Origin of the sequence: Pseudomonas sp. LAMO17WK12:I10 (assembly GCF_900215185.1) — a bacterium.
Taxonomy (GTDB): Bacteria; Pseudomonadota; Gammaproteobacteria; order Pseudomonadales; family Pseudomonadaceae; genus Aquipseudomonas; species Aquipseudomonas chlororaphis.
Genome location: NZ_OBDX01000013.1, coordinates 67,734 through 86,386, shown reverse-complemented (window position 1 = coordinate 86,386; position 18,653 = coordinate 67,734). Strand labels below are relative to the sequence as shown.

Below are 18,653 nucleotides of genomic sequence, written 5' to 3'. Positions count from 1 at the left end.
GAAAAAATATTTTCAGGCTGGCACCACAGTCACCCAATAACGGGTTCGTCGCTCGATGCGCACCGGCAGCGTATTGGCCACCAGCGCCAACGCGGCATCGGTGTCGTCCAGCTGGAAACTGCCGGTCACGCGCAAGGCCGCGACCGCTTCGCTGCAACGCAAAAAGCCCGGGCGGTAACGCGAGAGTTCAGCCAGCAAGGTATCCAAGCGCATGCGTTCGGCCGGCAAGATGCCGCGCAGCCAGGCCTGGGCCATAAACGGATCAACGCGGCTCGGCGCCGCGACGCCCTGGCTGTCGATCCGGGTTTGCCAACCAGCCTGCAGCGGCACCGGTAGCCAATGGCGCCGTGCACTGACCTGCGCCAGGCCGCGCAGCACCGTCACCTGGGTGCCCTGGTGGTCGTGGCGCACCAGCAGATTGGCGCCGCGGCCGTACAGCACCGCGTCCGGGGTCAGCAGTTGCAGCGACGCCGATTCCGCCGGCGTATCCAGCGCCAGCTCGCCCTCGACCAACTGCACACTGCGCCGCTGCGCGGTCAGTTCCAGGTTCACGGCGCTGGCGGTGTTCAGCCACAGCGAGCCACCGTCCGCCAGGGCCCAGCGCCGACGCTCGCCGATACTCGTGCGGTAAGTCGCCAGGGCCGAACGCACCAAGGTGGAATCCGCGCCTTGCCAGCCCACCCCGCCGAACAGTCCCAGGGCGAGCAGGCACTTGAGCACCTGCCGACGCCGCTGCGGATCGGCCCCGGCCGACTCCAGTGCCCGACGCGCCGTGGCATCGGCCAACAGATTGGCCCCGGGCTGCAGCATCAGCGGCAAGCTGCTGACCCGCTGCCAGGCGTCTTCATGCTCGGCGCTCGCCTGCCGCCACTGCTGCAAGGCCTGATGCTCGACATCACTCATCAACCCGGACTGCGCGCGGACCATCCAGTCGATAGCGCTGTCCCGCACCCGCGGATCAACCACGGCGCCACTCATTCAAAACGGCTCGCGTAACAGACACTGAACGCCTTGCCCATGGCCCGCTGCACCTGGGCCACGCTCAGGTTCAACCGCGCGGCGATCTGCGGGTAGGTCAAGCCGTCGAGCTGGGACAAAAAGAAAATCTGCCGCACCCGCGACGACAGCCCCACCAACAGCGAATCCAGCTGCAACAGGGTTTCGATCATCACGTGCAGCTCTTCCGGCGAAGGCTCCTCGGCCACTGGCCGCGCCGCCAGCGCTTCCAGGTAAGCCCGCTCGATCGCCTGGCGGCGCCAGCGGTTGATCAGCAAGCCATTGGCAATGGTCGCGAGAAACGCCATGGGCTGGCGCAGCTCGCGCACATCATCCTGCGAGCGCATCACGCGGACAAAGGTGTCGTGGGCCAGGTCCTCGGCATCGGCACTGTGCCCCAACCGCCGATGCAACCAGCCGCGAAGCCAGCCGTGATGGTTCGCATACAACCGGGCGACGGGCGAGGCAAAGCTGTCGTCGTGCATGTCAGATCCACATTAATGATAATGCTTCTCATTTTAGAGTTTGGCGACAGGCGTTGTACAGCACCGAGGAAATGGCTCGGGTTTTAGCAGAGCCCTGAAATGCCCTCGGCATAGCACATTTGCCCTATATGCCCCCCTCCAACGCCATGCTGAAATAAATCCCCCAATTGAGTCAGATTTAACAGGGGCCGGCCGTGCCAGATTCCCTGACTCCACGTTTTCTGACGTGCCCCGTTGAGGATCGCTGATAACCAGGGCGAAACACTATTAAGGAAGATATGCCATGAACAAAAACTACCTCTTTGCCCCCGCGTTACTGCTTCTGGCGGGTACCTTGGCCGGTTGCTCGACCAATCCCAATGTCTTGCAAATACACAAAGTCACCGCGGAAACGATCGGCTTGGCCTCCACCGACGAACTCACCATGGGCCCCGTCACCAAAGGCAAGGAAGACTTCCTCGGCGGCTCGGAACTGACCTTCAAAGCCACCACCGCCAAGGGCCGCGTCTTCAACTGCTCGACCTTCATGACCCCAGGGATCCTGCTCGATCCGCCGAAGTATTCGCGGCTTACTTGTACTAACTGAGCTGCTGGCAGCGGCTTGAAGCAAAAGGCCCCGACTTGTCGGGGCCTTTTTGTTTTGATCGGTCAGTAGATTGCCAGGGTTTCACACATCAGGTCTCTGCAGGTTTTTCTCAATGCCAAAACAAGCTTGAGGAATGCAAAAGAAAATAAGCTCTACCTCCGCTGTTCCGATGCCCCTATCCAAGTCCCGACCGGGCTTGCTGTACCCGGTTGGGAGTATCGTTTTATGGCTTTGCCCAGTCTCCGTTGCACTGATCCAATCGATCCTCATCAGTCCCAACTCCTTTCTCTGTGTCGATGTTCCCATTCAGGTCGAGATAGATATGGGTGTTCGGCCATTTTGGGGTGATGCTGACGCAATGGTGGCGGCCCTTTTCGCTCCACCAATCCAACCGCATGAAAAAGTCTTCGTCTGGAAATATAAAGCCGTTATCTGATGTTCCACCTCCGGGTTGCATCCGTCCTTTATATATCCGGTGCTGCACGTTCCAGATGTACTTCAGCTCTTCCTTGCCGTTTTCGGCATAGTGAACGGTTACTGTCGGCTCAAGAATGGTCTGCCCGACAAAAAACAATACCGGTAGTAACGGAATGAATAACAGCCAAGCACATCCAGATCGCCCCTTACTCACATTTGTGGTCGTCAATCCCTTCTCCCCAGTTTTCTGGCGGTACTGCTAGTCCTTCGTCCATGACCATCTTCGCTGTTATCCCTCCGTTGGGGTGCTGGTTGGCGACCGGGCCTGCGCTGCCCGGTCGTTGCTTGTCGGATTAAGCGTTCAGCGCCTGAGACTTATCGCCCAGGGTACGCAACAGATCACAGCCGTCGCTGAGCAACAGGCCGATAGCAAAACGTATCTGGGCGACATCTTGAGTGCCGGAAGCACAGTCGAGGATTTCCAGCAGGTTTTGGGCAGCACCAATGCGTTGTTGAGCGCAGGTGTAGAGATCGGAGAGCGAGGCGTTGGCGTCCAAGTAGAGGACGGGGTGGTCAGTGTCGTTGCGGGTGAGTGGGACGAGGTTGCAAATTTCTGTGCGGGTCATTGGTGAGGCTCCATGAGTATTTAGGCTCTACCTCCGTCATCCAACCGAACAGAGAATCGGTTGATGGATGAGGCGCTATGCACATAGTTTTTGGCCCGCAATGACCAGTCATCAGCCAGCAATGACGTGCTGAACTATAGAAGCGGTATTCGCTTGAGGACAGTTTTTAGGTGGGAGGTTGTTCGGTTTATCGTTTCAAAAATATGCAGTGATCAGCTTGTTAATGGCTGCTTTCCGCAAAAATCAAAACAGACAAATCATGTATTGAGAATCGTCTAGCTTCCATAGCGTGCTTGAGTGGGGCTTTTCGGCTGAGCCGGACATCCTGTCAAAAAAGCGATGGACGGCTTATTTATCACCAGAAAAGGGGACAGATTTATTTCATGTAAGAAAGTAAATCTGCCCCCTTCTCTTAAATCCGGTTATGTCATCGCTCAGCGCCGATAATTACGCAGTTTTTTCACCTAGCTCGCCGACCAGCTTCGCCTCAATATAGGACTGCCATCGCCGATTTAGACCCGCGTGACTTAACCTGTAAACAAAAGGCAATGTAGTAGGAGCTCTTTCAATAGCCGCATTGTAATCTGACATCAGTAGTAAGACATCAGACTTTTTATATCCTCTTGCAGCTGCTGCCTCAACACGCTTGAATATTTCATCAATCGTAGAAGCGGAGCTTCTATAAGAGAGCAACAAGCCTAGAGCATCAGATGAAATCACAAACACCATAATCGCTATCATCACTCGAGATAGAGATATCAGATTATCTGACTCAAGTGAAGCCACAGCAGCGCCGCTCGCCGTAAATACCACCGCCACAAACGTAAAAAGCATCACAGCCATCGCTTTAGAACTTGTACTCTGAAGATCACGAGTCCAGTATGATGATTCTTCAATCATCTCGGCTAACCGCTTATTACCCGGTGCTTCTCGAGTCGCAAAATGGTTTTCTTCACGCCGAATCATCCTAGGGGAAATAGCCACTCTGAATCCATCGCAGATCCTGAGTTGCTGCCCAGCCGAGGGATCAATCTCCAGACCACTCATAAGTAGCACTGCTCGTCGAGCTTGATCCCCAGCAGATCTATGCGATATCTGCCCTTGGCTTAAGTAGAACCACAAAAGCATCAGAACGAAACCTACAACAGCGTACACAAATAGATATTTGTTATCGTTCGAATACACCGACGCTGCAGCAATTACTGCTATCAAAAGCTGAGTAACCATCATTAATATTTGTAATATTTCAGCCCTATTAGACTCAGCTCGCTGATGGCTTAGTAGGCGATTGACGCTAAACTCGCCCTCAACCTCTCGCAATCTACCTTCAATAAAATCCTTTTTTCCAGCCCCATAAGCGCCAACATCATCATGATGAATCTTTGCAAGCTTCTTTTTTAAGTCAGTATAAGCTTTGGCAAGGCGTTTATCGGAAGCCAGCTCATTCTTAAAAACGAGCATATCTCTTCCCCAGCGACTATGGGGCTTACAGATGTGAATATGATAAGAAACTGAATCATCAGAAGCATACTTTGTAAGAAAAAATCTTGGAGCATCATCGCACTTTTCATCTACATGATAGCCTATCGCTTTCAACTCATTCACAAGGCTATCGACCAAAGACCAATTACCAATCGATATGAGCATATCCACTATAGGCTTGCTGGGTAGCCCCTTAACTGATGTTGAGCCCACATGATCGATATAAATTTTTGTGCAACTCACAGCCAACTCAATGAACTTCGACTCCTTTGAAAAATGCTCAGCCCAAGAATCACTATACTCAGAAATGCTTACCGTATTCACCTTGTCCCCAGCCCTCAATTCACCCTACCCCAAACAATGACGCTTATTGGTGCCCTTCTACATCCCTCAGAGCGCTGAACTTCAGCCTAATGCAAATGAGCCTCTATAAGGGACAGCACACCTGAAACCAAGAACAAGGGGCAGATCTATCCTCCAGAGATAATAAAATAAACCCGCCCCATTTTTGTGAGAATTCACACCTGAACTCCGAGTGCCGCGATCAGCTTCGTTGGAGATGCCACCACCTTCACCCCGAAGCGCTTGGTAAGCGGCTGTATGACACTGCACATGTATTTGTCAGCCCTGAAATAGGAGACGTAAGGAACGTACAGTGCGTGAATGATATCCACGAAATCACTGGCCTTCATAGTCCGAGGACGCTCTGTGAGGGAGTTCTGGAGCGAGTCGTAGAAGGTATTGATGCAAATAAAAATTCCAGGGCAATATTCCTCAATGGCCGTGGTGTCATCGCACACCGCCCCCCCAGGTAACAGCAGTGCGAGCAGGCGGTTCACGATATCGATCACTCCCTGCTGCTTCAGCTCCGCCCAGTGTGTACCGCTTACACCCTTCATAGCGGCCGCACGATCACTTTCTGGCAATTCTGCCAATTGCTCTCGTAGCTCCGTGAGCGTCTCCTCGCAGCTTTCCAGCAACTGCCGGGCCGGACGTCTCATCCACTCCACGATGGAACCCAACTGATGGTGATGCTGGATGAACCATTGGGCCATATAGCTGGGGTCGCGCAAGCTTTCCAAGAAGGCTTTATCGGCTTCCTCCCGAGTTGCTCGGCCCAGGACATAGTTCTTGATCACCATAAAGTCACGAGGTCGCATCGGCACCTTAGCGGTCAGCTCGCTGTAATCTATCTGACCGACGCGTTTCTCCAAATCGCTACGAAAACTGCCGCTCTTATTGGTCGTGCCTGCCTTAAGCATCCTCCGCATTTTTCGATTGAGTGCATGCTTGTCCATCTCCTGCTGTAATGTTCCGACAACGTCTAGCTCATCGAGGGGGCTCATGAGTGAGCCCATGTCAGGAAACCACTCGCCATTTCTATCAAAGACGTCTACGGGTTGAGAACTTCGCGCGACTAAGCGAGAGAGTTCAGCTTTCATGAGCCGATCGAACGAGATTAGCGTATTGCGACCGCAGAGTTCTACCATCAAATTAGTGCGTTCCACTGAGGCTGTGGAGTACTGCTGATCCAGAGGAGACATCTCTGAGATGTGCGCTCCGGAGAACACGAAAAGTACGTCCCCATTAAGCTTAAGTGCTTTCAGCGTAGCTAGTTGCTGCGCTTCTGACTCAACGAGCTGAGGTTTGCTCAGGGCGGAGTAATCGCAACTATCGAGGTAAATGAGGGATGGATTGGTAGGGTGCAATCGTCAATATCCTTATTTAACTAGGACTAAACACATTTAAACGAATGAACGAAAAGGGGACGACAAAAAAATAAAAAAATGGATGATTTTATTTTCCAGAAACACAATAATAAATCTGCCTTTCTTTCGATAACAAATTCATCTATTTTTTCGCGTCATCTCACGCCAACTTGGATAAAGCAGAAGCTTTTCTCACTCTACCAGTGCTCAATGCCTCCTGCTCTCCAGCACTTACAATATCTTCTAGCAACCCTCTAAAGTCCGAAGGACTCTTATTAAGCCGAATACCTACAAAAGTTCCGAAAAACGAGAGCTCTGACGTAGTAAAACTTCTCTCAAAACCAACTAATTGCGCCTGACCACTCCCCATGAAAAACCAACCAAAATTACTACCAATTTGACTCAACACATACAATCCAAACCCAGAGTTATCGTATATATTTTCTTGATCCGCCAGTCCCGCAGTTCGGCTGACACCAGGACTAATTGCTTGCATCAATGCCTGCTCATCACTCTCAACGTCCATAATATCTCTGAGCGAATTTGATATTCCTTTGCCTTCATCAACGACCGCAAACTCTACAACACCATTAGCCCAGCGCTGACCGCAGATCAAACACTCATCTGCTCCAGAATGTTCAAATACGTTCCTCACAATCTCTCTAATTGAATATGTATATACTCTCAGTTCTTTACTATCATCATGCGAACCAGCTACTACACCTGCAAGACGACGCGCCTCAGACTCAATAGATTCGTACCATGCTTTCAAGCCGTTGACTTCGGCAGACTGTTCAGGCCTTTTTATTACCCTTATTGGTAGATACGTTAACGACCCCTTGGCCTCCCCAATCTTTTTTCCTGCTTGAATATTGATAAAGTCAAAAAAACCCAAATGCATCAGGTATGAATGAACCTGATTATTCTCATTTATCTCCGATCGCCAGGTATCTAGACCTTGTGCCTTCCGATAGCTGACCCACTTTCGCAGCACCACCCCTGCAACAAGCATGGCTGTTGGTGTGGAAAACTCCAGAGAGGCAAAATTTATGGTCACCCTGAGCGGATGGTTTTTAGCACCATCCAGCATATTGAAAAAAGGCTGTAGATACTCTTTATCAAATCGTTTGGGAAGATCGATGTTCATTGTATTTCTCGCTAGTTTCCATTAGCTGTAGAAGCGTAACGCTACTACGCAATCGACGAGACGAAGCACTGAGCATTTATCCATACTGGATTTTTGTCAGGTCTAAGGGAGAGGAGGTGTTTCGAGTTGCAGCGCACAGTTTTGGCTTAGAGCCCTATCACGAATGGCAGTCTGATTTTGACCGAAAAACCCTGGTCCGAACGTCCGCTTCCGAAAGCGGACACTCCTCAACCAAACAGATATCTACATTACTCGCCAGTATTCAAAAACCGAGAGATCGCTCAAAAGCGCCCCATAAAATCACAGCAGTGATAAGCGTTAAGCAGCTATCAATAGCCGCTCAGGATCAAGAAAGCGTTTCAGAAATTGCCCAACTCAAAAATTCGCCGGCGTATTCGCACTAATAATCTCCGCCTCATCCTGCCCAATATTGCGAAACTTATGCGGCAAGGTGGTCGGAAAATAATACCCATCCCCCGGGTTCAACACGCTCACCTGCCCATCCACCGTCAGTTCCACGGTGCCACGGGTGACAAGCCCACACTCCTCCCCTTCCGCATGCACGATCGGCTCGTCGCCGGAGCTGGCGCCGGGGGCGTATTGTTCGCGCAGGAAGCGCATCTGGCGGGTTGGCAGGGCGGCGCCGATCAGCAGCAGGCGGGCGCCGTCGCGGCCGAGGTCGGGTTGTTCGTTGGCGCGGAAGACGTATTGGTGTTCGCGCGGGGGCTGGTCGAAGGTGAAGAAGTCGGCCAGGGACATGGGGATGCCTTCGAGCAGCTTTTTCAGGGAGCTGACGGAGGGGCTGACGCGGTTCTGTTCGATCAGGGAGATGGTGGCGTTGGTCACGCCGCTGCGCCGGGCCAGCTCGCGCTGGGACAGTTTGTAGCTTTCGCGAACGAGTTTGAGTCGAGTGCCCGTGTCCATAGCAGCCTTGTGTGAGGTGTACGTGAGGGTGTTGCGCGTTGGAGTGCGGCCGGTGACTTTTAGTTGCGAAGTTCGCCGATCCAGTGGCCCCGGAACCTGAAAGGCGGCTATTAAATCACGTTTGTGGGTGGAGCTGTAGCGGTGGGCGACGCGGGTGACCGGCCTTGCCGTGGGCGGTGCCAGGCGTTGAAAACCGGCGGTGTTCTTTCGGGCCTCGGGAGGGCCTGCGGCCCTTATCGCAGCCTGCGGCAGCGGCTACAGGTGAAGCGGTTGCGGCTGCGAATTCGGCTGGAAAAAAGCCCGCGCGAACGCGGGCAAACGCAGGAACAGGGTCGCGATCAGATACCGAAACGATCGCGCAGCGCGTAGTACGCGGCACCCATGGCGGTCAGCGGGGCCTGGAAGGTGCGGCCGCCGATCATCGGCATGTGCGGCAGCGAGGCGAAGGCGTCGAAGCGTTCGGCGTCGCCGCGGATCATTTCGGCGATCAGTTTGCCGGCCAGGTGCGAGCAGGTGACGCCGTGGCCGCTGTAGCCCTGCATGTAGTAGGCGTTCTTTTCGATGCGGCCGAATTGCGGCATGCGCGACATGGTCAACAGGAAGTTGCCGGTCCAGCGGTAATCGATCTTCACGTCCTTGAGCTGGGGGAAGGTCTTGAGGATCTTCGGCCGGATCAGTTGCTCGATGTCGTTGGGCTCGCGGGCGCCGTAGACCACGCCGCCGCCGTACAGCAGGCGGTTGTCGGCGGTGAGACGGTAGTAGTCCAGCAGGTAGTTGCAGTCTTCGACGCAGTAGTTGTTGCGGATCAGGCTGCGGGCCATTTGTGCAGGCAGCGGTTCGGTGACCACGATCTGCGAACCGCACGGCATGCTCTTGCGCGTCACCCGCGGGTCGAGGTCCTGCGGCAGGTAGGCGTTGCCGGCGATCAGCAGGTACTTGGCGCGCACCACGCCCTTGGCGGTGCGCACGATGTTCGGTTCGCCGTAGGTGATTTCCAGCGCCGCCGACTGCTCGAAGATCTTGCCGCCCAGGCCGATGATGGCGCTGGCTTCGCCCAGGGCCAGGTTCAGCGGGTGAATGTGCCCGCCCTGCATGTCCAGCAGGCCGCCGACGTAGGCGTCGGAACCGACTTCCCGGGCGATCTGCGCCTGGTCCAGCAGCTTCAGGTTGTTGTTGCCGTAGCGTTCCCAGCTGGCCTTCTGTTCGGCCAGGCCCTTGAGCTGCTTCTTATTCATGGCGGCGAAGATGCCACCCGGGCGGTAGTCGCACTGGATGTCGTAGTGCTGGATGCGCTGGCGAATGATGTCGGCGCCTTCGAAGATCATGCTGCCCAGCACTTCGGCGCTTTTTTCGCCGTAGCGCGACTCGATCACGTCGACGTCGCGGCTGTAGGAGTTGACCAGTTGTCCGCCGTTGCGGCCGCTGGCGCCGAAGCCGACCTTGGCCGCTTCGAGCACGGTGACGCTGTAGCCCGCCTCGGCGAGGAACAGCGCCGAGGACAGGCCAGTGTAGCCGGCGCCGATCACACAGACGTCGCAGTCCAGCTGTTCTTCCAGCACCGGAAAGTCGCTGGTCGGGTTGCGGGTCGCGGCGTAGTAGCTGTTTACGTAGGTTTGCATTATCGAATTCCCCAGCAGGTGCGGGTCGTAGCCCGCCCCGCCGTTGTTATAGGTAGTCGTCTTAACGACAACTGTCTGCGCGTCGATCATGCTGCGTTAAAAACAGGTTCGGAATGCTCATGTAGGCCCCTACAGTCGAACGCGACCCCGGCCGTTCCTCGCCTGTTTTTGCCTTGCCTGATCGCCGCTCGACGAGTTTTCGTAAAGCGCCTAGAGCTTGATCCAGGTCGCTTTCAGCTCGGTGTACTTGTCGAAGGCATGCAGCGATTTGTCGCGACCATTGCCCGACTGTTTGAAGCCGCCGAACGGCGCGGTCATGTCGCCGCCGTCGTACTGGTTGACCCACACGCTGCCGGCGCGCAGGCCACGGGCGAAGCGGTGGGCGCGGCTGAGGTTGCTGGTCCAGACCCCGGCGGCGAGGCCGAAGATGCTGTCATTGGCGATCGTCAGCGCCTCTTCCTCGGTGTCGAAGCTGATCACCGACAGCACCGGGCCGAAGATCTCTTCGCGGGCGATGGTCATGGCGTTGGTCACGCCGTCGAAAATAGTCGGCTCCACATACAGGCCGCCGGTGCTTTCCAGGGTCCGCGCGCCGCCAGCCAGCAGTTGACCGCCCTGCTCCTTGCCGATGCCGATGTAACGCAGCACATTCTCCAGCTGACGCTGATCCACCAGCGCGCCGACGCGGGTATCCGGGTCCAGGGCATGCCCGGGTTTCCAGGCCTTGAGGGCCTCCACCAGCAGCGGAATGAATTGCTCGCGGATCGAACGTTCCACCAGCAGGCGCGAGCCGGCGGTGCAGACTTCGCCCTGGTTGAAGGCGATGGCGCTGGCCGCCGCTTCTGCCGCGGCGCGCAGGTCCGGCGCGTCGGCGAACACCACGTTGGGGCTCTTGCCGCCCGCCTCCAGCCACACGCGCTTCATGTTGCTCTGCCCGGAATACACCAGCAGTTGCTTGCCCACCGCGGTGGAACCGGTGAACGCCAGCACGTCCACGTCCATATGCAGGGCCAGGGCCTTGCCCACGGTGTGGCCGTAGCCCGGCAGCACGTTGAACACGCCCTTGGGGATGCCGGCATCCAGCGCCAGCTGGGCGATGCGGATCGCGGTCAGCGGCGACTTTTCCGAAGGCTTGAGGATGAACGAGTTGCCCGCCGCCAGGGCCGGGGCGAATTTCCAGCTGGCCATGATCAGCGGGAAGTTCCACGGCACGATGGCCGCCACCACGCCGGCAGCCTCGCGAGTCACCAGGCCCAGTTGATCGTGGGGTGTGGCCGCGACTTCGTCGTAGATCTTGTCGATGGCCTCGGCGTTCCAGCGGATTGCGTTGGCGGTGGCCGGTACGTCGATGCTCAGGGCATCGCCGATGGGCTTGCCCATGTCCAGGGTTTCCAGGAGCGCCAGTTCTTCCTGGTGCTCGAGGATCAAATCGGCGAAGCGGATCAGCACGCGCTTGCGCTCGGCCGGGGCCTTGCGCGACCACACGCCGGACTCGAACGCCTGGCGTGCCACCTGCACCGCCCGATTGGCGTCGGCCTCGTCGGTGCTGGCGACGTTGGCCAAAAAGCGCCCGTCCACCGGGCTGATGCACTCGAAGGTGGCCGCGCTGGCGGCATGGCAATACTGGCCGTCGATAAAGGCGCGACCTTCGAGGGTCAAGGACTGGAAGCGCTGCTCCCAGTCGCTGCGGGATTTAGTCATGGCAAACACTCAACGCAGGAAAAGGAACGGCCGTCAGACCGTGTGCAGGTACCAGTTGTATTCGAGGTCGGAGATCGAGTTTTCGAACTCGGCCAGCTCGCTTTCCTTACAGGCGACGAACACGTCGATGTACATCGGGTCGATGTACTTGGCCATCACCTCGCTGTCGTCGAGCACGCGCAGGGCGTCGCGCAGGTTGGTCGGCAGGCTCTGCTCGTTCTGCTCGTAGGAGTTGCCTTCCACCGGCGCGCCAGGCTCGATCTTGTTGGTCAGGCCGTGGTGAATACCGGCCAGTACCGAAGCCATCAGCAGGTAGGGGTTGGCGTCGGCGCCGGCGACACGATGCTCGATGCGCACCGCATCCGCCGAACCGGTCGGCACGCGCACGGCCACGGTGCGGTTGTCGATGCCCCAGCTCGGCGAGTTCGGCACGTAGAACTGCGCGCCGAAGCGGCGGTAGGAGTTGACGTTCGGGCAGAGGAACGCCATCTGCGCCGGCAGGGTTTCCAGCACGCCGCCGATGGCGTGGCGCAGGGCGTCGTTGGTTTCCGGGTCGTCGCTGGCGAAGATGTTGTTGCCTTGCTTGTCGAGAATCGAGATGTGCACGTGCAGCCCGTTGCCGGCCTGGCCCGGGTACGGCTTGGCCATGAAGGTGGTGTCCATCTCATGGTCGTAGGCGATGTTCTTCACCAGGCGCTTGAGCAACACCGCGTAGTCGCAGGCTTTGATCGGATCGGAGACGTGGTGCAGGTTGACCTCGAACTGCGCCGGGGCGCTTTCCTTGACGATGGCGTCGGCGGGGATGCCCTGCTCTTTCGCGCCTTCGAGGATGTCTTGCAGGCAGTCGACGTATTCGTCCAGGTCATCGATCAGGTAGACCTGGGTCGAATGCGGGCGCTTGCCGGAGATTGGCGAACGCGGCGACTGCGGGCGACCGTTCACGTTGTCCTGGTCGATCAGGTAGAACTCCAGCTCGAAGGCGGCGCAGATGGTCAGGCCCAACTGATCGAACTTACTGACAACTTGCCGCAGCACTTCCCGCGGGTCGGCGAAGAACGGCTGGCCTTCGATCTCGTGCATGGTCATCAGCAGTTGCGCGGTCGGGCGCTTCTGCCAGGGCTCGACGCTGAGGGTGCCGGGGATCGGGTAGCAGATGCGGTCGGCGTCGCCGATGTCCAGGCCCAGGCCGGTGCTTTCCACGGTGGAGCCGTTGATGTCCAGGGCGAACAGCGAGGCCGGCAGGTTGATGCCCTTCTCGTACACCTTGTGCAGGGCGGTACGTTCGATGCGCTTGCCGCGCACCACGCCGTTCATGTCTGCAATCAGCAGGTCGACGTAGAGGATCTCGGGATGGTTCTTCAGGAAGGCGTTGGCTTCGTTGAGCTGAACGGCACGCAGTGGGACCGACATGATGCACCTATGTGTTAATTATTATGTTCAAAGCGATTTCGTGGCAGCAGTCAATCCGAAAGGAAAAGTGAAGTCAATAGCAAACAGAGGGGCCTAAGCGTTAAATATTTTGCCCTATATGGCCGATCCAGCTGGCAATAGACACGCAGACGCCGAATATCCGACGAAATACGTTTAGAATTTTTTACACGAAAGTTGTTAATTAAAATCAACGAGGATAAGCTCTGGAAAAACTCGTTCCAGCGTGAATTTCGAGGTGATAAAAATGGCATTCAAGCCATTGATCGGCGTTACTGCGTGCGTCAAAGAGATCGGGCTGCACCCCTACCACGTCAGCGGCGACAAGTACTTGCGTGCTGTCAGCAGCGCGGCCGAGGGCCTGCCCCTGATCATTCCTTCCCTGGCGGACCTCATCGATACCGAGGACCTGCTGCAGAACCTGGACGGCCTGCTGTTCACCGGCTCGCCGTCGAATGTGGAGCCCTTCCACTATCAGGGCCCGGCCAGCGAACCGGGCACCGCCCACGATCCCCAGCGCGATGCCACCACCCTGCCCCTGCTGCGCGCGGCGATTGCCGCCGGCGTGCCGGTGCTGGGCATCTGCCGCGGCTTCCAGGAAATGAACGTGGCCTTCGGCGGCAGCCTGCACCAGAAGGTGCATGAGTTGCCGGGCTACCTCGATCACCGCGAAGCCGACCACCCGGACCTGGCCGTGCAATACGCCCCCGCCCATGCCGTCAGGGTGCAAGCGGGCGGCGTGTTCCAGGCCCTGGACCTGCCCCAGGAATTCCAGGTCAACTCGATCCACAGCCAGGGCATCGACCGCCTGGCCGCCGGCCTGCGCGCCGAGGCGCTGGCACCGGACGGGCTGATCGAAGCCGTGTCGGTGGAACACAGCACGGCCTTTGCCCTGGGCGTGCAGTGGCATCCGGAATGGCAGGTGCTGTCGAACCCGGTCTACCTGCGGATCTTCCAGGCCTTCGGCGATGCCTGCCGGCAACGGGCGGCGCAGCGCAACGGCCACTGATCAAAAGCTTCACCCACGAAATTGACTGCCACGCCCCCGGCCGGCGGCGGCGCGCCTTTGTGCGCCCGCCCCGGGCCGTGGGGCGGTTCAAGCCACACCCAGCACTACGAGAACCTGCTTTTAACAACAAGAACCAGCGTCAGGCCGCCAGGACGGCAGCGCCGAATAAACCCGTCACCGCGGGTTTGTCATCCATCTATTAAGCCGGGCCGTTTTGGCCCGACGACTGACATCTGTTGGGAGTTCCACATGGCAAACGCCTCCAGCACGTACAGAAAGGCTCTGGAAGGTCACCCGCAACCGCAGAAGGTGCTGGTGAGAGTCGACCGCGTGACCAAGAAGTTCGATGAAACCGTGGCCGTGGACGATGTGTCCCTGGACATTCACCAGGGCGAGATCTTCGCCCTGCTCGGTGGCTCGGGTTCCGGCAAGTCCACCCTGCTGCGCATGCTGGCAGGCTTCGAGCGGCCGACGGAGGGGCGTATCTACCTGGACGGCGTGGACATCACCGACATGCCGCCCTACGAGCGGCCGATCAACATGATGTTCCAGTCCTACGCGCTGTTCCCGCACATGACCGTGGCGCAGAACATCGCCTTCGGCCTCAAGCAGGACCGCCTGCCAGCCAGCGAGATCGACGCGCGGGTCGAAGAGATGCTGCGCCTGGTGCACATGACCCAGTACGCCAGGCGCAAGCCGCACCAGCTGTCCGGCGGCCAGCGCCAGCGCGTGGCCCTGGCCCGTTCCCTGGCCAAGCGGCCGAAGCTGCTGCTGCTCGACGAACCCATGGGCGCCCTGGATAAAAAGCTGCGCTCGCAGATGCAGCTGGAACTAGTGGAGATTATCGAGCGCGTCGGCGTGACCTGCGTGATGGTGACCCACGACCAGGAAGAGGCCATGACCATGGCCCAGCGCATCGCGATCATGCACCTGGGCTGGATCGCCCAGATCGGCAGCCCGATCGACATCTACGAAGCCCCGGTCAGCCGCATGGTCTGCGAATTCATCGGCAACGTGAACGCCTTCGACGGCACCGTCATCGAAGACCTGGAAGGCCACGCGGTGATCCACTGCCCGGAGTTGGAACAGCAGATCTACGTCGGCCACGGCGTCAGCACCTCGGTGCAGGACAAGTCGGTGACCTACGCCATCCGCCCGGAAAAGATGCTGGTCAGCACCACCCGGCCCGAGCACCGCTACAACTGGTCCCAAGGCAAGGTGCATGACATCGCCTACCTCGGCGGGCATTCGGTGTTCTACGTCGAACTGCCCGGCGGCAAGATCGTCCAGTCGTTCATGGCCAACGCCGAACGCCGCGGCGCGCGGCCGACCTGGGACGACCAGGTGTACGTCTGGTGGGAAGACGACAGCGGCGTGGTACTGCGCGCATGAGTACCTCCAGCATGACTCTCAATCAGCGTTTGTCCCGTGTGCTGCCCAGCGGTCGCAAGCTGGTGATCGGCATTCCATTCCTCTGGCTGTTCCTGTTCTTCATGCTGCCGTTTTTCCTGGTGATGAAGATCAGCTTTTCCGAAGCCGCCCTGGCGATTCCGCCCTACTCGGAGATCTACAGCTTCGCCGAACAGAAATTCCAGCTACTGCTCAACGTCGGCAACTACGCGCTGCTAGTGGGTGACGAGCTGTACATCTCGGCCTACCTCGGCTCGCTGAAAGTCGCCCTGCTCAGCACCCTGATGTGCCTGGTGATCGGCTTCCCCATGGCCTACGCAATCACCAAGGCCAACAAGGAAACCCAGAACGTCTTGCTGCTGCTGATCATGATGCCGACCTGGACCGCGATCCTGATCCGCGTCTATGCCTGGATGGGCATCCTCAGCAACAACGGCCTGCTCAACGGTTTCCTGATGTGGAGCGGCCTGACCTCGGAGCCGATCGAGATCCTCAACACCAACACCGCGGTCTATATCGGGGTGGTCTACGCGTATTTGCCGTTCATGGTGCTGCCGCTGTACGCCAACCTGGTCAAGCACGACCAGAGCCTGCTGGAAGCCGCGTCGGACCTGGGTTCGAGCAACTTCAACAACTTCTGGAAAATCACCGTGCCCCTGGCCAAGAACGGCATCATTGCCGGTTGCATGCTGGTGTTCATTCCCGTGGTCGGCGAGTTCGTGATTCCCGAACTGCTGGGCGGCCCGGAAACCCTGATGATCGGCCGCGTGCTGTGGCAGGAATTCTTCAACAACCGTGACTGGCCGGTGGCCTCCGCCCTGGCGGTGGTGATGCTGGCGATCCTGATTATTCCGATCCTGCTGTTCAACCGCAGCCAGGCCAAAGAGATGGAGGGACGAGCATGAAACGTTTCGGATTTTCCAGCCTGATGCTGGTGCTCGGCCTGGTGTTCATTTACCTGCCGATGCTGATCCTGGTGATCTACTCGTTCAACGCTTCCAAGCTGGTGACGGTCTGGGGCGGCTGGTCGGTGAAGTGGTACGTCGGCCTGCTGGATAACCAGCAGTTGATGGGCTCGGTGGTGCGCTCCCTGGAAATCGCCTGCTACACCGCGATCGCCGCGGTGGCCTTGGGCACCCTGGCGGCCTTTGTGCTGACCCGGGTCACCCGCTTCAAGGGCCGCACGCTGTTCGGCGGCCTGGTCACCGCGCCGCTGGTGATGCCGGAAGTGATCACCGGCCTGTCGCTGCTGCTGTTGTTCGTGGCCATGGCGCAACTGATCGGCTGGCCGCAGGAACGTGGCATCGTCACCATCTGGATCGCCCACACCACGTTCTGCGCCGCCTATGTGGCCGTGGTAGTCTCCGCGCGCTTGCGTGAGTTGGACCTGTCCATCGAAGAAGCAGCCATGGACCTGGGGGCGCGGCCGTGGAAGGTGTTTTTCCTGATCACCATCCCGATGATCGCCCCGTCGCTGGCGGCCGGCGGCATGATGTCCTTCGCCCTGTCCCTGGACGACCTGGTGCTGGCGAGCTTCGTTTCCGGCCCGGGTTCCACCACCCTGCCGATGGAAGTGTTCTCGGCGGTGCGCCTGGGGGTGAAACCGGAGATCAACGCCGTGGCCAGCCTGATCCTGCTGGCGGTATCGCTGGTGACCTTCCTGGTCTGGTACTTCGGCCGGCGCGCCGAAGCAGCCCGCAAGCGGGCGATCCAGGAAGCCATGGACTACACCGCCAACGAAGCCTGGCAGCCAGCGGCCGCCAGCAAACCTGCTGCACCAGCGCCTGCGACGGCCTAGGCCATCGCGTTCACGACACACGGCAGCGCCTGGATCGCGAGCAAGCTCGCTCCTACAGACATGCACCGTCCCTGTAGGAGCCAGCTTGCTGGCGATGGCGCCCACCCTGACACACCGCATTGCGAATGCAGCAATTCTGCACAATAAGAAATGGAGTTGTAGTGATGAAAATGCTTGGCAGGACTCTGCTAACACTGTCCTTGATGGGCGCGATGGTGACCGGCGCTCAAGCCAGCGACAAGGAGCTGCGGGTCTACAACTGGTCGGACTATATCGCCCCGGACACCCTGAAGAAGTTCGAGGCCGAGACCGGCATCCACGTCATCTACGATGTCTTCGACAGCAACGAAACCCTGGAAGCGCGCCTGCTCACCGGCAAGTCCGGCTATGACATCGTGGTCCCGTCCAACAGCTTTTTGGCCAAGCAGATCAAGGCCGGGGTCTACCAGGCTCTGGACAAGTCGCGGCTGCCGAACTGGAAGAACCTCAACCCGGTGCTGCTGCAGAACGCCGCCGCCAGCGACCCGGACAACGCCCACGCCTTCCCGTACATGTGGGGCTCGATCGGCATCGGCTACAACCCGGACAAGGTCAAGGCGGTGCTCGGCAGCGACGCGCCGACCCACTCCTGGGACCTGCTGTTCAAGCCGGAGAACGCCGAGAAGCTCAAGGCCTGCGGCATCAGCTTCCTCGACTCGCCGACGGAAATGCTCCCCGCCGCCCTGCACTACCTGGGCTACCCGGTGACCAGCAAGGACAAGGCGCAGATCCTCGAGGCCGAGGCGCTGTTCATGAAGATCCGTCCTTCGGTGACCTACTTCCATTCCTCCAAGTACATCTCCGACCTGGCCAACGGCAACATCTGCGTGGCCGTGGGTTACTCCGGCGACGTGCTGCAGGCCCGCTCGCGCGCCGAAGAGGCCGGCAACAAGGAGAAGGTCGCCTTCAGCATTCCCAAGGAAGGCGCCGGCAGCTTCTACGACATGATGGCCATGCCCAAGGACGCGGCCAACGTCGACAACGCCTACCTGTTCATGAACTTCCTGATGCGCCCGGACATCATCGCCGAGGTCACCAACAGCCTCGGCTACAGCAACGCCAACGCCGCCGCCACGCCGCTGGTGGACGAAGCCATCCGCAATGACCCGGCCTCGTACCCGCCGCAGGCCGTGCTCGCCACCCTGTACGCGGTGCCCGACCAGCCGATCGCCATCCAGCGCGTGATGAACCGCGGCTGGACGCGGATCAAGCTCGGCAAATGACAGCCCGCGCCCGCTCGGTAATCGCGGCGGGCGCCGCAGCCCTCTTCCGTTCAG

General features: G+C 58.4%; 17 protein-coding genes. 6 read left to right on the top strand and 11 right to left on the bottom strand.

Annotation, left to right across the window (positions count from 1 at the left end; genetic code table 11):
* Window positions 1-12: 12 nt before the first annotated feature.
* Both CRO75_RS15900 and CRO75_RS15895 read right to left on the bottom strand, forming a co-directional pair.
* The gene (locus tag CRO75_RS15900; RefSeq protein ID WP_097136677.1) at window positions 13-978 is read right to left on the bottom strand and encodes a FecR domain-containing protein; all 966 of its coding nucleotides are present in this window, start codon (window positions 976-978) and stop codon (window positions 13-15) included.
* A complete protein-coding gene (locus CRO75_RS15895; RefSeq protein WP_097136675.1) occupies window positions 975-1,481 on the bottom strand; it encodes a sigma-70 family RNA polymerase sigma factor in 507 nt (168 codons plus the stop codon). The genes CRO75_RS15900 and CRO75_RS15895 overlap by 4 nt, the downstream gene beginning before the upstream one ends.
* Window positions 1,482-1,764: 283 nt before the next feature.
* Here CRO75_RS15895 and CRO75_RS15890 point away from each other — a divergent pair, with 283 nt between their 5' ends.
* Complete coding sequence (locus CRO75_RS15890) at window positions 1,765-2,067, top strand: hypothetical protein (protein ID WP_009043210.1); 303 nt, start codon at window positions 1,765-1,767, stop codon at window positions 2,065-2,067.
* A gap of 223 nt (window positions 2,068-2,290) precedes the next feature.
* Here the strand turns inward: CRO75_RS15890 and CRO75_RS15885 are convergent, their stop codons facing one another.
* From CRO75_RS15885 to CRO75_RS15845, 9 genes are all read right to left on the bottom strand, one after another.
* Complete coding sequence (locus CRO75_RS15885) at window positions 2,291-2,713, bottom strand: hypothetical protein (protein ID WP_239990593.1); 423 nt, start codon at window positions 2,711-2,713, stop codon at window positions 2,291-2,293.
* 124 nt (window positions 2,714-2,837) lie between these two features.
* Complete coding sequence (locus CRO75_RS15880; protein ID WP_097136673.1) at window positions 2,838-3,110, bottom strand: hypothetical protein; 273 nt, start codon at window positions 3,108-3,110, stop codon at window positions 2,838-2,840.
* A 447-nt stretch (window positions 3,111-3,557) separates the two neighbouring features.
* Window positions 3,558-4,916, bottom strand: coding sequence for a GrpB family protein (locus CRO75_RS15875; protein WP_158539497.1), 1,359 nt, complete (start codon window positions 4,914-4,916; stop codon window positions 3,558-3,560).
* Window positions 4,917-5,110: 194 nt separating this feature from the next.
* Window positions 5,111-5,938: a hypothetical protein gene (locus CRO75_RS15870; protein WP_239990592.1), complete on the bottom strand. Its 828-nt coding sequence runs from the start codon at window positions 5,936-5,938 to the stop codon at window positions 5,111-5,113.
* A gap of 523 nt (window positions 5,939-6,461) precedes the next feature.
* Window positions 6,462-7,448: an ATP-binding protein gene (locus tag CRO75_RS15865; RefSeq protein ID WP_097136667.1), complete on the bottom strand. Its 987-nt coding sequence runs from the start codon at window positions 7,446-7,448 to the stop codon at window positions 6,462-6,464.
* 375 nt (window positions 7,449-7,823) lie between these two features.
* The gene (locus CRO75_RS15860) at window positions 7,824-8,372 is read right to left on the bottom strand and encodes a cupin domain-containing protein (RefSeq protein ID WP_007922919.1); all 549 of its coding nucleotides are present in this window, start codon (window positions 8,370-8,372) and stop codon (window positions 7,824-7,826) included.
* Window positions 8,373-8,710: 338 nt separating this feature from the next.
* Window positions 8,711-9,994: an FAD-binding oxidoreductase gene (locus CRO75_RS15855; RefSeq protein WP_097136813.1), complete on the bottom strand. Its 1,284-nt coding sequence runs from the start codon at window positions 9,992-9,994 to the stop codon at window positions 8,711-8,713.
* A gap of 207 nt (window positions 9,995-10,201) precedes the next feature.
* Window positions 10,202-11,692: an aldehyde dehydrogenase gene (locus tag CRO75_RS15850; RefSeq protein WP_097136666.1), complete on the bottom strand. Its 1,491-nt coding sequence runs from the start codon at window positions 11,690-11,692 to the stop codon at window positions 10,202-10,204.
* Window positions 11,693-11,725: 33 nt separating this feature from the next.
* Entirely contained in the window at window positions 11,726-13,102 is a 1,377-nt protein-coding gene (locus CRO75_RS15845) for a glutamine synthetase family protein (RefSeq protein WP_097136664.1), read from the bottom strand.
* 265 nt (window positions 13,103-13,367) lie between these two features.
* Between CRO75_RS15845 and CRO75_RS15840 the strand changes: the two genes are divergently transcribed.
* The 5 genes from CRO75_RS15840 to CRO75_RS15820 all read left to right on the top strand — a co-directional run bounded on the left by CRO75_RS15840 (window position 13,368) and on the right by CRO75_RS15820 (window position 18,599).
* Window positions 13,368-14,129 (top strand): gamma-glutamyl-gamma-aminobutyrate hydrolase family protein, encoded by a 762-nt coding sequence (locus tag CRO75_RS15840; protein WP_097136811.1) that lies wholly within the window; start codon window positions 13,368-13,370, stop codon window positions 14,127-14,129.
* A 249-nt stretch (window positions 14,130-14,378) separates the two neighbouring features.
* Window positions 14,379-15,521 (top strand): polyamine ABC transporter ATP-binding protein, encoded by a 1,143-nt coding sequence (gene potA / locus CRO75_RS15835; protein ID WP_097136662.1) that lies wholly within the window; start codon window positions 14,379-14,381, stop codon window positions 15,519-15,521.
* Between the two features lie 41 nt (window positions 15,522-15,562).
* The gene (locus CRO75_RS15830) at window positions 15,563-16,444 is read left to right on the top strand and encodes an ABC transporter permease subunit (protein WP_162270021.1); all 882 of its coding nucleotides are present in this window, start codon (window positions 15,563-15,565) and stop codon (window positions 16,442-16,444) included.
* Entirely contained in the window at window positions 16,441-17,337 is an 897-nt protein-coding gene (locus CRO75_RS15825; RefSeq protein WP_009043201.1) for an ABC transporter permease subunit, read from the top strand. The genes CRO75_RS15830 and CRO75_RS15825 overlap by 4 nt, the downstream gene beginning before the upstream one ends.
* A gap of 164 nt (window positions 17,338-17,501) precedes the next feature.
* Window positions 17,502-18,599 (top strand): polyamine ABC transporter substrate-binding protein, encoded by a 1,098-nt coding sequence (locus CRO75_RS15820; protein ID WP_097136661.1) that lies wholly within the window; start codon window positions 17,502-17,504, stop codon window positions 18,597-18,599.
* Window positions 18,600-18,653: the final 54 nt, after the last annotated feature.